The organism is Neisseria subflava, from assembly GCF_024205705.1.
Taxonomy (GTDB): domain Bacteria; phylum Pseudomonadota; class Gammaproteobacteria; order Burkholderiales; family Neisseriaceae; genus Neisseria; species Neisseria subflava_D.
In genome coordinates, this window is record NZ_CP073115.1 from 2,006,945 (window position 1) to 2,020,556 (window position 13,612).

A 13,612-nucleotide genomic window follows, 5' to 3' on the forward strand; every position below is an offset into this window, starting at 1 on the left:
CATCGAAGCAGTCTAATACATCAGCCCTGCTTCACAATATCCGACAGCGGCCAGCGCGGTTTGACATTGAATGCACCGACAGCCTGACGCTCGGCAAGACGCATCGCGCCGGCAAAGGCAATCATTGCGCCGTTGTCGGTACAGTATGCCATCGGCGGGAAATAAATATTGATTTTTTCTTCCTGCGGTTTGGGTTTGCCTTTTTCAGACGGCATTTTGACGGTTAAGCGTGAAAATTCATCACGCAGTTTCCAGTTTGCACCCACACCGCCGGCAACCACCAAAGTTCTGAAGCCGGTATCCAACAACGCTTTTTTGGCTTTGGCCGCCAATACGTCAACTACCGCATCTTGGAAAGCGCGGCAAATGTCGTTGCGTGTTTGTTCCGGAATTTCATCGCTGCCGGTTTCGGCGCGGACTTTTTCGACAGCGGTCAAAACAGCGGTTTTCAAACCGGAAAAGCTCATCTGCAAATCGTGCGAATGGAGCATGGGGCGTGGGAATGTGAAGGCATCAGGCGTACCGAGTTTGGCCAGCTCGGATAATTTGGCACCGCCGGGATAAGGCAGGCCCAAGAGCTTGGCCGTTTTATCAAATGCCTCGCCTGCCGCATCATCCACACTTTCACCCAGCAAGGTGTAATTGCCGATACCGCGTACAGCCATAAATTGTGTATGCCCGCCCGACACCAGCAAAGCGACAAATGGAAATTCAGGCTTGTCGTCTGCCAACAAGGGCGAGAGCAAATGGCCTTCAAGATGGTGAACGGGGATAACGGGCTTGCCGATGGCAAATGCCAAGGCATTGGCGAAGCCTGAACCGGCCAGTAATGCGCCACCCAAGCCCGGACCTTGCGTAAAGGCAACCGCGTCGATGTCGGCATAGCCTACGCCTGCTTCCTTCAAGCAACCTTGCGTCAACGGCACCACACGGCGGATATGGTCGCGACTGGCCAATTCGGGAACAACGCCGCCGTATTCGGCGTGCATCGCCATCTGGGTGTGCAAATGATGCGCCAACAGGCCGCGCTTGGTGTCGTAGAGCGCAACGCCGGTTTCGTCGCAAGATGATTCAATTCCTAATACCAACATGGTTTGAGGCCGTCTGAAAAAATGATTAAAAACGATTCAGACGGCGTTTTCCCCGAAAACGGAAAAAGGCCGTCTGAAATAAAGTGCAGAATAAGCGATTTACAAAGTGCCGTAAGAGTGCAGGCCGCTCAAGAACATATTCACGCCGATAAAGGCAAAGGCGGTAATGACCAGGCCGATGACCGCCCACCAAGCCAACACTTTGCCGCGCCAGCCTGCCACCAGCCGCAAATGCAACCAGACCGCGTAATTCAGCCAAACGATGAATGCCCAAGTCTCTTTCGGGTCCCAGCTCCAATAGCGGCCCCACGCATCGGCCGCCCACAATGCGCCGAGGATGGTGGCAATGGTGAAGAACAGGAAACCGACGGCAATCGCTTTGTACATGACTTCTTCAATAACTTGAGATTGCGGCAGCCATGATTTTTTGCCCGCATCTTCTTTTCTGAGCGCCAACAGTTCGGCAATACCCAGCATGGCGGCGATACAGAATGCGCCGTAGCCGATAAAGTTGGCCGGAACGTGGATTTTCATCCACCAAGACTGCAAAGCAGGAATCAGCGGCTGAATGGTATGCGCCTCGCGCGAAACGCTGTACCACAAGACAAATCCGACTACAACCGCCATAAAGCTGAAGACAAATCCGCCCAGTTTTTGTACGGCAAAACGGCCTTCGTAATAGAGATACATCAGCGCCGTAATGACCAAGAACAAGATGAATACTTCGTAAAGGTTGGAAACCGGAATATGGCCGGCATCGGGACGCAACAGATAGCTTTCATGCCAGCGCACCAGCAAGCCAACAAAGCCCGCCATCGCGGAAACCCACGCAAACACGCTCCCCATGCCCAAAAGCGTATTGGTCGGCACATTCTTGCGCACCGCCGCTATCGCACCGACGATATAGGCAAACAAGGCAAAGAATACAAACGCGCATTGCCACATAATCGCCGACTGGCTGCTTAACAGGTATTTGAGCAGGAAGCCGTCTGCGCGTTTGATATCGCCGCCATACAAATCAACGGCCAAATACGCCAGGCACACGCCCACAGGGATAAACCAGCGCATCGGTTTAAAAAACCAACCCAGAAAAACGGCAATACCGGCACTCGCCCACAAAATCACCATTTCGTAGATGTCCATATGCAGACCGGCCTGGGTTTGGGCAATAAACGCACCGATGGCAATCAGCAGTGCGAATGCCCAGTCGAAGAGGTTGAGGTTTCGGATAAATGATTTGTGTGTCAGAAGCTCATGCTCGGGCAAGGCCTGATGTTTGTTATTCATGGTTCAAATCCTTGGCAAGCTGCTGCAATTGCCGTGTGTGTTGCGGAAATTCTTTCTGCAAGTCGCGTTCGTTGCGGCTGGAAGACATGGCAAAACGGATACGGCCGTCTGAAAACAGCAGCCAAGCACGTTTTTCACGAATATAGAACATAAACACCGTACCCAACACCAGCAATACCGACCCCAAATACACCAGGAATGCACCCGGCGAACGGGTCATCTGCAGGCCGGAAGAGCGCACTTCGGCAAAACTATCCAGTTGCAGCATCATTGGCGCGGGATATTCGGTCAAACCTGTGTAAGCATCCATTGCATGCAGCAGGAAGCGGTTGCGTTTTTCATCTTGCGGCCAAGCCGGCAGATTGTATGTGCTGATCGTGTCTTCCAAAGCGGCATTCATCACGCCATAGAGCATCTCATAGAAATAGCCCTGCATTTTTTCCTGCTGATCTTTCGGAATGTTGGTGGTAACAAATTCGTCCAAAGCCAAATAGCCGCCTTTGGCAAAAATCGACAAAGTGTTTTCCGCCGCCGCCATGAATTGCTCACGGATTTCGGCAGGCGCGCCTTTAACGGCGTTGACAACGGTTTTACGGCGTGCTGCATCATCTTTCAGATATTGGCGCAAAGCCATAAAGGTGTCGATTTGGCCGTTGTTATCCATCGGAATGCGCAACCAACGGTATTGCTGCGCCAAGCCGCTGCGTGTGCCGGTAATGAAGAAATAGTCTTCATCTTGTTTTACCGGCAACATATAGTTTTTATATTCGACCGCCTGCCCTGCTTTGTCGCGGATGCGGTAAACGATAGACGGGCCGATATTGGTGTATTTTTTGCCTTCTTGACGGACGGAGCGAACATCGTTGAGGGCGGATTTCAAGTTCTGCTCTTTTTCAGACGGCTCGCTCATGTCTTCGACGTTCATCGAAGTAAACTGGTCGAATTCCAGTTTATAAGAGGTCTTGCCCAAATCCAGCGGAAACTCGCGCATGGAAGTCGCTTTGAGTTTGACCGGAGTACGGTCGGCATCAGCCAGATTCCACGCTTTAAACGTCAAGTCCGAGCCGCCGTCGGCGAAACTTGCCTGATAAACCGTAATACCGTGCAGCGTCAAAGGATGGTTGACGCGGATAGTGTGTTCGCTGACTTTGCCGGTTGCCTTGTCCGTGACTTCCAAGTCGCTGGCGAAATCGCGCGGCATACCGGTATCGTAAAAATCAATATGGAATTTCTTCAATTTGACCGAAAACGGCAAGTCTTGCACGAGCATGCCGTTATCCGCATTCAGAAATACCACGTCCGCGCTCTGACCTTCCGAAATATTGACATTGCCCCTAAACGACAAATTAGACGTACCCAACACGCTTTCGGGCTTAAAGTCTTTGGCGTAAACCGCCGTATTGTCCGGCACGACCCGGCCGGTAAGCATACCGATTTTCAGCAGAATATTGCTGTCTATCAAACCGCCCAAACAAATCACAATCAGCGCGGCATGGGCAAAGATATAGCCCCATTTGTTCATCGCACCTTTTTTCGCCGCCACCAAAACCGAACCGTCTTCACGCGTAACGGTTTTACAGCCGTAGCCCTGCACTTCCAAATACCGTTGTGCGACTTTGGGCGTCACCTGTCCGTCTAAAACGATGGAATGGCGCATTGCCGCCAGCGATTTTTCCTTCGCGTTTTCACGGAAGGAACGAATCTCGCGCAAAAACGGCGGAACATTGCGAATCAAGCACAATCCGGTGGAAACCACCAAAAACATCATGATGACAACGAACCACGCCGAGGCGTACACGTCGTACAGACCCAAAAAGCCGAAAATCTGCGACCAAAACGGGCCGAATTTCACCAAATAATCGACTTGCGGCTGGTTTTGCTGCAAGACCGTACCGATAATCGAAGCTACGCCCAACAGGCTGAGCAGGGCGACGGCAAAACGCATGGAGCTGAAAAAGGCAAACCACGGTCTATGGATGAGTGGGACGGATGATGAAGATTTACTCATGTCTCAAATGTCGGCTTGGGGCAACCCGATCGGTAGAACGGACTGCTATGACGTGTGATGCGAAAGGAAGAATACTGCATATTGTAGTAAAAATCTTGCTATCGCTATTTGAAAAAACCAATCAGGCTTATCGGCCTATATTGGCTAAGGCCGTCTGAAGAGTTTTCAGACGGCCTGTATCAATAAGCTCGTTTCAAAACGAAATTAGTGCAAACCTTGGATGAAGTTGGCTACTGCGTTCAACTCTTCTTCGCTCAGGCGGTTGGCAATATCGGCCATGATGGCGTTTTTGCGTTGACCGGATTGGTAAGCTTTCATTTGCTCGACAACGTAAGCTTTGTGTTGGCCGCCCAGACGAGGATAGGCTTGGATTTCAGTACCGCCGCCAGGGATACCTGCGCCGCTAGGACCGTGGCAAGACATACATGCCGGCAGTTTTTTAGCGCTCAGGCCGCCGCGATAGATTTTCGCGCCCAGCTCTGGGTTTTCTTTAGGATTGGCTTCGCCCGGTTTGCCTTGTTGTTTAGCGTAGTAGGCGGCAGCGTCGCGGATGTCTTGTTCGGACAAGTTCATCACCATCGGTTTCATCACGCCGGCAGCACCGTGGGTACGGGTACCGTCTTTGATGGCCATGGTTTGACCGTAGGTGTAGGCCGCAGCCTGACCTGCCAGTTTAGGATAAGTTGCGATACCGCTGTTACCATCGGCTGCGTGACACGCCGCACAGATAGTAGTCGCTACCTGTTTGCCTTTTTCAGCATCTGCTTTAGGGGCAGCGGAAACCGCACCGGCAGCCAATACCAAGGCCAATAAAGTCAATCGTTTCATGGAGTGCTCCTGATTACAGCATTGCGTACCGCGTCAATGCCTTTTTTATACTCAAATACCGGGGAATTTTCCCGATTAAAACCGATAATTCTATAAACGTGCTATTCTATACCAAGTTTACATTAAATTACTACTCAAATTACCAAACTGCTGCAACATAAATGCCCGATACAAATTATGATGTTGCAGTTTTGTTTCCATGCAAGGAAATACTGATGAACCTTTTTCAAAACGCCAAATTCTTTACAACGGTCAACCATCTGAAAGACCTGCCCGACACGCCGGCCGAGATTGCCTTTGTCGGCCGAAGCAATGCCGGCAAATCCAGCGCCATCAATACCTTAACCAATCATGTGCGCCTTGCCTACGTTTCCAAAACACCGGGCCGCACCCAACACATCAATTTCTTTGAACTGGAAAACGGCAATTTCATGGTCGACTTGCCCGGCTACGGCTACGCGCAAGTACCGGAGGCCATTCGTGCACACTGGGTAAAACTCTTGGGCGACTACCTGCAACAACGCCGCCAACTGATCGGCCTGATTCTGATTATGGACTCGCGCCATCCACTCAAGGCTTTAGACATTCAAATGCTGGACTTCTTCCACATCACCGGCCGCCCTGTGCATATCCTGCTGTCAAAAGCAGACAAACTGTCTAAAAACGATCAGATTAAAACTTTGGCGGCGGTAAAAAAATCACTCAAACCCTACACCGAGCGTCAAAAAATCAGCGTTCAACTGTTCTCCAGCCTGAAAAAACAAGGCATGGACGAAGTCAATCAAGTGGTCAGCTCATGGTTTGACGCGCATCGCGAAGAAATCGAGAATCTTGCAGGTGAAGCATTGCCTGAGTGATTGTAAAACAAGGTGGAATGAGATGAGTTGACCAACCGCAAATCTTATTCCGTCATTTGTTTTTCTATAATGCCGTTTTCTATCTGACTTTCAAAGGGTATGTATACGTATACCCTTTTTTATTGCGTTTTTTTATTTTCTTATCGCAAACTAAAAATAACGACGTGTCAGTGAAAAATTTTAAAAAGCATGGTCTTATTCAACTAAACCTTTTTCAGACGGCCTTTGCCTCATCTTCGCCATTCGTCCAACCAGCTTCTTTCAATTTCCGCTGTTGCGCGTCATAACGTGCTTTTTCCGCCCAATACATTGTCTGAATACAGGCATCGCCGCACTCGCTGCCGCAACATTCCCACGACTCGGGACGGACGGGTTCGTCTAATAACGGCTCGCCCAAGATGGCTTCGGCTTTATTCTTCAGAGTCGTATCCATCGGCGATTTCCAAGCGCGCACCGTCAAACTCAATCACTTCGCCGCCGCGTATTTTGGCGGTTTTACGGGTTTCAGTTTCGCCGTTACGCAATACCAGCCCTTCGGCGATAAACGCTTTTGCCTGTCCGCCGCTTTCGGCAAGGCCGGCCAATTTCAACAGGTCGCACAACGCGATGTATTCGTTGTCTTCAAGATAGACGGTTGCTTCCATCATTTAATCCTTTTCAATAATGGCGATATTTTAACATGGCCGTCTGAAAGAAAGCCCCCCTTCTGTTTGATTTGCTTTATCCAACCCCATTACATTTGGTTTTCAGACGGCCTTTAGCTGCCAACCCTGCTACAATACGCCTTTTATTGTTTACGCCGATTTTGCCATGACCGAGCCGACCTACATCCCCTGCGCCTGCATACTGAATTCTCGATTACCGACGGTATGGTGCGGATTAAAAAACTGATTGCCAAAGCGCAGGAATACGGTTTGCCTGCTTTGGGCATCAGCGATTTGATGAACGAATTCGGCTTGGTGAAATTCTATAAAGCCTGCCGCGGCGCTGGGATTAAGCCGATCGGTGCAGCAGACGTGTGGATAGGCAATCCGAATGCGCCCGACAAGCCGTTTCGTGCCATGCTGATTATCCGCAACGATGCGGGCTATCTGCGCTTGAGCGAACTTTTGACGGAGGCCTATGTCGGCAAAGACCGCAATATCCATCATGCGGAACTTAATCCCGAATGGCTGGAAAACGGCGACAACAGCGGCTTGATTTGCTTGAGTGGCGCACATTACAGCGAAGTGGGCGTGAATCTTTTGAACGGCAACGAAGACGCAGCGCGTGCGGCGGCGTTGAAATATGCGGCATGGTTTCCCGATGCGTTTTATTTAGAGCTGCAACGCCTACCCGAACGACCCGAATGGGAGGCTTGCGTTTCCGGCAGCGTGAAACTGGCAGAGGAATTGGGTTTGCCGGTGGTAGCGACGCATCCGACTCAGTTTATGAGCCGCGACGATTTCAACGCACATGAGGCACGGGTGTGCATCGCAGGCGGCTGGGTATTGACAGACAAAAAACGTCCGCGCGATTTCACGCCGAGCCAGTTTTTCATTCCGCCGGAAACCATGGCCGAACGTTTCGCCGATTTGCCCGAAGCCTTGGAAAACACGGTAGAAATTGCCAAACGCTGTAATCTGCACATCACATTGGGCAAAAACTTCCTGCCGCTCTTCCCTACCCCGGACGGCCTGTCGCTGGACGATTATTTGGTGAAGCTGTCCAACGAGGGCTTGCAGGAACGTATGGTTCAGCTTTATCCCGACGAGGCGGAGCGTGCGGCAAAAATGCCGGAATATCAGGAACGTTTGGATTTTGAGCTGAACATCATTATCCAGATGAAATTCCCCGGCTATTTCCTTATCGTACAAGACTTTATCAACTGGGCAAAAACACACGGCTGTCCGGTAGGACCGGGCCGTGGTTCGGGTGCAGGCTCATTGGTGGCGTATTCATTGAAGATTACCGACCTCGACCCGCTGAAATACGCGCTGCTGTTCGAACGTTTCTTGAACCCCGAACGCGTCTCCATGCCTGACTTTGACGTTGACTTCTGTCAGGCAAACCGCGGCCGCGTGATTGAATATGTGCGCGAGAAATACGGCGCGGATGCGGTAAGCCAGATTGTTACCTTCGGCACGATGTCGTCCAAAGCGGTGATTCGCGACGTGGGGCGTGTGCTGGAACTGCCGTTTATGCTGTGCGACAAACTGTCCAAGCTGATTCCGTTGGAAGCCAATAAACCCCTGAGTTTGGAAAAAGCCATGGAGACCGAGCCGCAGATTCAGGAATTGATTGAAGCAGAAGAAGCGGACGAACTGATTACGCTGGCGAAAAAGCTGGAAGACTTGACGCGCGGTTTGGGTATGCACGCAGGCGGCGTATTGATTGCGCCGGGCAAGATTTCCGATTACAGCCCCGTGTATCAGGCGGACGAATCCGCCTCGCCCGTATCTATGTACGACAAGGGCGACGTAGAAGACGTGGGTTTGGTGAAGTTCGACTTTTTGGGTCTGCGCAACCTGACCATTATCGAAATGGCGCAGAACAACATCAAAAACACCACCGGCGATATCGTCGATGTTGGCAAGATTCCGCTTGACGACCAAGCCGCCTACCAAATCTTCCGCGATGCGAACACCACCGCCGTCTTCCAGTTCGAGTCGACCGGCATGAAAAAAATGCTGAAAACGGCGCACACCACCAAGTTTGAAGAACTCATCGCCTTCGTATCGCTCTACCGCCCAGGCCCGATGGACAACATCCCCGACTTCGTCGCGCGCATAAAGGGTCAGGAATTCCAATATATTCACCCGCTGCTCGAAGGCATCCTCGCGCCGACCTACGGCATTATGGTGTATCAGGAACAAGTGATGCAGGCGGCGCAGATTATCGGCGGCTACTCGCTCGGCGGCGCGGACTTGCTGCGGCGCGCCATGGGTAAGAAAAAACCCGAAGAAATGGTAAAACACCGCGAAATCTTCGCCGAAGGCGCGGCAAAACAAGGCATTTCGCGCGAAAAATCCGACGAAATCTTCAACTACATGGAAAAATTCGCCGGCTACGGTTTCAACAAATCCCACGCCGCCGCCTACGCCCTGATTTCCTACCAGACCGCATGGCTCAAAGCCCATTATCCCGCCGAATTTATGGCGGCAACCATGTCGTCTGAATTGGACAATACCGACCAGCTCAAGCATTTCTACGACGACTGCCGCGCCAACGGCATCGAGTTCCTGCCGCCCGACATCAACGAATCCGACTACCGCTTCACGCCGTATCCGAACATGAAAATCCGCTACGCACTCGGCGCGATTAAAGGCACGGGCGAAGCCGCCGTCGAATCCATCATCGCCGCGCGGCAAAGCGGCGGCAAGTTTACCGGCCTCTTGGACTTCTGCGAGCGCGTCGGCAAAGAACACATGAACCGCCGCACCCTCGAAGCTCTAATCCGCGGCGGCGCGTTCGACAGCATCGAACCCAACCGCGCCATGCTCTTGGCGAACATCGACCTTGCCATGAACAACGCCGACCAAAAAGCCGCCAACGCCAATCAGGGCGGACTTTTCGACATGATGGAAGACGCCATCGAACCGGTGCAGCTCGTTGACGCGCCCATGTGGAGCGAGTCGGAAAAACTCGCCGAAGAAAAAACCGTCATCGGCTTTTATCTGTCCGGACACCCGTTCGGCCCATATGCCCAAGAAGTCCGCCAAATCGCCCCGACCAAGTTAGGCCGTCTGAAACCGCAAGACAGCGTGCGCCTCGCCGGGTTCGTGACCGCCGTGCGCACCATGATGGGCAAGCGCGGCAAAATCGCCTTCGTCAGCCTTGAAGATTTGAGCAGTCTGGTGGAAATCATGGTCAGCGGCCACACGCTGGAAAACTGCGCAGACTACCTCAAACCCGACCAAGTACTGATTATCGAATCCAAAGTCAGCCGCGACGACTACGGCGGCGGCGACGGGCTGCGTATCATGGCCAACCAAGTCATGACCCTGCAAATGGCGCGCGAACGCTACGCCCGCAGCCTCAGCCTCGCCCTCGCACCCGGCCACGACATCACGCGCCTCGCCGCCATCCTTACTGCCCACCGCCTGCCCGACACGTCGCACATTCCGCTGCAACTGTCGTACAGCAACGGCAAAGCATCAGGCAAATTGAAAATTTCACCCAAATGGATGGTAACGCCAAGCACCGCCTTGTTTGACGAACTGGAAACATTGCTCGGCAGCAGGGCCGTCCGCGTGAATTGGTAAAACTAAAGGCCGTCTGAAACCATATGTTCAGACGGCCTTTAATTTAAAAAGCGCTTTAAAAACATAAATCGGATAAAGATTTAGGCTTTCAGACAGCCTTATTGAATAGAGTGATTATCTGAAAAGTTTATTACACAAAGCCTTTGATTAATAAGGAAAGATAGCCCACAACAAAGGGGAGCGACAATGCCGAAACAATGCCAAGCACCCAGTAAATACATTGGCTCAGTACAGATTTTGAGGCGGTAAGCCGCAGCAGTTTTAAATACAGGGCAAACGAAGCAAAGGGGGTGAAAATACACCCCCTTTTTCTATAGAAGCCCCATATTAAAGGCCGTCTGAAAAACAGTTTTATTTAACGATTTCAACCGGGCCGTGGTCGTCGCAGTGGTTGCCGTGTTGGTGATGCAGACGGCCGTTGACGATGTAGTCGACGTGATCGCCGTGCGGTACGGCTTCGTGGCCGCAACCTTCGCCGTGAACGTGGCCGTGGCAGGTATCAACCGGATGGCAGCCGTCAGGGTTGGTTTCATTGACGCTCAGTGCATGCTCGTCGTAGTGGCCGTTGTGCTCATGGTGCAGGTGGCCGTCGTGCAGATAATCGACGTGGCCTTCGTGCTTGATGGCAGTGTGGCCGCAGTTTGCGCCGTGAACGTGGTCATGATGTTCGTGGGTTTTACAGGTCATTTTTCTCTCCTAAATGTTCAGTGAATAGCAATCTTTCTCGATTGATTATTCCATCTTACCTTTTTTTGATGCAAGCGTAAAAAATTTTACAGTTATTAATATATTGTTACGATATATCATCTATTGATATATCAGCCTATTTTGTTTTTCAGACGGCCTTTCATTCATCATTCATTCATTTTCAGCGGGTAATTTAACCCTTTCCGCCTATGTTGAATATCGAATTTTTCAGCCGTAACGGGTAATATTGAAACCAAGGGATGAATCCTTCAAACAAACAGGTACTGTAATGGGAAAACAAGCCAGACTTTATATGGTTCGCAGCACGCAAGGTGCGCTTTATGATGTATTTTTTGAACGCGGTGTGGCGGCGTTGGCCTGGCCCATGCTGGCCGAAGCGGCGGCCAAGGGTTTTGGCCGTGAGAAACTGACGGATATTTACCGTTCGGCCGTGCCGGATGTGAAATTGAGAACAGCGCAATCGGGTGCGGCTCAGATGTGGCGGTTTGCCAACGAGTTGGCCGATGGAGATGCCGTACTGACCTACTCGCCTGCCTTACGCCGTTATCGGGTCGGCAGGATTACGGGCGGCGCGGTGCATTGTCCGCAATGGGACGATGAAAAAATGTCGCTGGTGCGGCCGGTTGAGTGGCTGGGCGAAGTGTGCCGCGACGATTTGAGCGCGGCGGCGCAACGGGCTTTGGGCAGCGTAGCAACTTTGTTTGCGGTATCGGAAGCGTGTGCGGCAGAAATTTTTGAACGCATGGGTTTTCAGACGGCCTAAGAAGGGAAAGGAAACAGGATTATGTGGAACACCATGCATGAATGGCTGAACGCTTTGCCTGTCAGTGAAGAAATCATCAAATCGGCATTGATGTCGGTATTGATGATTGTGGCCGTCATTGCTGGGCGCAGCATCTTGCTCTCGGCGCATTTTCGCAGCCATCCGGATTTGAGCATTGAAAACAAACGCCGCTCGCTGGTGTTCAGCCGCAACGTAACCATGTTGCTGATCCTGCTCGGGCTGGCGATGATTTGGGCGGCGCAGATTCAAACTTTGGCCTTGTCGATGTTTGCAGTGGCCGCGGCGATTGTGGTGGCAACCAAAGAGCTGATTATGTGTTTGTCCGGCAGCATCCTGCGCTCGGTAACCAAACAATACTCCATCGGCGACTACATCGAAATCAACGGCCTGCGCGGACGGGTGGTCGATATCAATATGCTGAACACGCTGATGATGCAAATCGGCCCTAATCCGTTGATCGGCCAGCTTTCCGGCAAAACGCTCTCGTTTCCCAACAGCCTGCTTTTGAGCCATACCGTACGCCGCGACAATATTTTGGGCAATTATGTGATTCATACGGTGGAAATCCCCGTGCCGATTCATTTGGATTCGGACGAAATCACAGGCCGTCTGAAAGCCGTGCTTGAGCCGTTGTGCGCGGCCTATGTTCCCGTTATCCAACAATATTTGGAAAACGTTCAAGCGCAAAAACTCTTTATTACCCCCGCCGCCCAGCCGCGCGTGTCCCGCGTGCCGCACGATGATAAGGTGTACCACATCATCGTACGCTTCGCCTCCCCCGTTTCCAAACGGCTGGAAATACAACAGGCCGTCTTAGACGAATTTTTACGCACGCAATACCGACTGATCAACCAAACAAAATAGTACGGTTTGTTTATTGATACAATCAAATCCCTTACAATAATGAAGTTCACAATCAACAATAAGGAAAAGCCATGTTGCCCGAATCAGCCCTTGCCGAAATGTACCCCGTCATTATGACCCCCAGCCATGACGGCAAATATTTCCACAACTACACCCTCTCGCTTCTGAACATCGTCCACACCAACGCCTCCCTCGGCCTGCCGCTGCAAGTAATGATGCAGCGCGGCGAAAGTCTGATTACGCGCGCGCGCAACAACTGCGTGGCCAAATTTTTGGAAAACAAAGAATGGACGCATTTATTCTGGATTGACTCCGACATCGGCTTCTCTCCCGACTCATTCTACCGCCTGCTCTTGGCCGATAAAGACGTTGTGGCCGGCGTTTATCCGCTCAAACGCGAAAACTGGCCCCAAGCAGGCCTTCCTGCCGGCATGACCCAAGCCGATTTCGAGCGTATGTACACTTCTTACACCGTCAACACCAACGACAAAAATGAAAACGGCGAAATCGTCCTGAAAGTCGATGAAGAAGGCTTTATGAAGGTTCATGACGCGCCAACCGGCTTTATGGTCATCAAGCGCAGCGTATTTGAAAAAATGATAGAGGCTTATCCCGAGTTGAACTACGTCTCCGACAGCGACTACAGCCCGGAAAACAAAGGCCTGCACTACCGCTTCTTCGACTGCATGGTCGATCCCGAAAGCAAACGCTACCTGTCCGAAGACTACACCTTCTGCCACCTCTGGCGACAAATCGGCGGCGAAGTGTACGTCGACGTACAATCCAACCTGACCCACCAAGGCGCAAAAGTGTATCACGGCTCGTTTGCCGAATCCTTGCAAACCAATGTTGCCAATGCGGTTTACGCCCCCGAAGGCACCACCATGCGCCTCGAACTGGCCGCCCCGTTGCACGCCAATCCGCGCGGTCCGGAATAAGGC

At 51.8% G+C, this 13,612-nt stretch carries 11 protein-coding genes and 1 pseudogene; 5 read left to right on the forward strand and 7 right to left on the reverse strand.

Annotation, left to right across the window (positions count from 1 at the left end; genetic code table 11):
* Positions 1–20: 20 nt before the first annotated feature.
* The 4 genes from tsaD to KCG54_RS09655 all read right to left on the reverse strand — a co-directional run bounded on the left by tsaD (position 21) and on the right by KCG54_RS09655 (position 5,214).
* The gene (gene tsaD / locus KCG54_RS09640; protein WP_254324045.1) at positions 21–1,091 is read right to left on the reverse strand and encodes a tRNA (adenosine(37)-N6)-threonylcarbamoyltransferase complex transferase subunit TsaD; all 1,071 of its coding nucleotides are present in this window, start codon (positions 1,089–1,091) and stop codon (positions 21–23) included.
* 99 nt (positions 1,092–1,190) lie between these two features.
* Positions 1,191–2,378 (reverse strand): c-type cytochrome biogenesis protein CcsB, encoded by a 1,188-nt coding sequence (gene ccsB, locus KCG54_RS09645; protein WP_003749026.1) that lies wholly within the window; start codon positions 2,376–2,378, stop codon positions 1,191–1,193.
* On the reverse strand, positions 2,371–4,323 hold the full coding sequence (locus KCG54_RS09650; protein ID WP_254325019.1) for a cytochrome c biogenesis protein ResB: 1,953 nt from the start codon (positions 4,321–4,323) through the stop codon (positions 2,371–2,373). The genes ccsB and KCG54_RS09650 overlap by 8 nt, the downstream gene beginning before the upstream one ends.
* A gap of 267 nt (positions 4,324–4,590) precedes the next feature.
* Positions 4,591–5,214, reverse strand: coding sequence for a c-type cytochrome (locus tag KCG54_RS09655; protein WP_003684518.1), 624 nt, complete (start codon positions 5,212–5,214; stop codon positions 4,591–4,593).
* Positions 5,215–5,429: 215 nt separating this feature from the next.
* On the opposite strand from KCG54_RS09655, the gene yihA reads away from it, so the two are divergent.
* On the forward strand, positions 5,430–6,071 hold the full coding sequence (gene yihA / locus KCG54_RS09660) for a ribosome biogenesis GTP-binding protein YihA/YsxC (RefSeq protein WP_254324046.1): 642 nt from the start codon (positions 5,430–5,432) through the stop codon (positions 6,069–6,071).
* Positions 6,072–6,285: 214 nt separating this feature from the next.
* On the opposite strand, the gene KCG54_RS09665 is transcribed toward yihA, so the two are convergent.
* Together KCG54_RS09665 and KCG54_RS09670 are read right to left on the reverse strand one after the other, a co-directional pair.
* Positions 6,286–6,504, reverse strand: coding sequence for a hypothetical protein (locus KCG54_RS09665; RefSeq protein WP_254324047.1), 219 nt, complete (start codon positions 6,502–6,504; stop codon positions 6,286–6,288).
* The gene (locus tag KCG54_RS09670) at positions 6,482–6,715 is read right to left on the reverse strand and encodes an RNA-binding S4 domain-containing protein (protein ID WP_070825845.1); all 234 of its coding nucleotides are present in this window, start codon (positions 6,713–6,715) and stop codon (positions 6,482–6,484) included. Before KCG54_RS09670 ends, KCG54_RS09665 begins: the two co-directional genes overlap by 23 nt.
* 166 nt (positions 6,716–6,881) lie before the next feature.
* Between KCG54_RS09670 and dnaE the strand changes: the two are divergent.
* A pseudogene (dnaE, locus tag KCG54_RS09675) lies at positions 6,882–10,315 on the forward strand (DNA polymerase III subunit alpha).
* A gap of 351 nt (positions 10,316–10,666) precedes the next feature.
* Here the strand turns inward: dnaE and KCG54_RS09680 are convergent.
* Positions 10,667–11,002, reverse strand: a complete 336-nt coding sequence (locus KCG54_RS09680; protein WP_150537172.1) for a hypothetical protein — start codon at positions 11,000–11,002, stop codon at positions 10,667–10,669.
* 289 nt (positions 11,003–11,291) lie between these two features.
* Here KCG54_RS09680 and KCG54_RS09685 point away from each other — a divergent pair, with 289 nt between their 5' ends.
* From KCG54_RS09685 to KCG54_RS09695, 3 genes are all read left to right on the forward strand, one after another.
* Positions 11,292–11,786 (forward strand): restriction endonuclease, encoded by a 495-nt coding sequence (locus tag KCG54_RS09685; RefSeq protein ID WP_254324048.1) that lies wholly within the window; start codon positions 11,292–11,294, stop codon positions 11,784–11,786.
* Between the two features lie 21 nt (positions 11,787–11,807).
* Positions 11,808–12,671, forward strand: a complete 864-nt coding sequence (locus tag KCG54_RS09690) for a mechanosensitive ion channel family protein (RefSeq protein ID WP_188212291.1) — start codon at positions 11,808–11,810, stop codon at positions 12,669–12,671.
* Positions 12,672–12,742: 71 nt separating this feature from the next.
* The gene (locus tag KCG54_RS09695; protein WP_070615877.1) at positions 12,743–13,609 is read left to right on the forward strand and encodes a hypothetical protein; all 867 of its coding nucleotides are present in this window, start codon (positions 12,743–12,745) and stop codon (positions 13,607–13,609) included.
* The last annotated feature ends 3 nt before the right edge of the window (positions 13,610–13,612 follow it).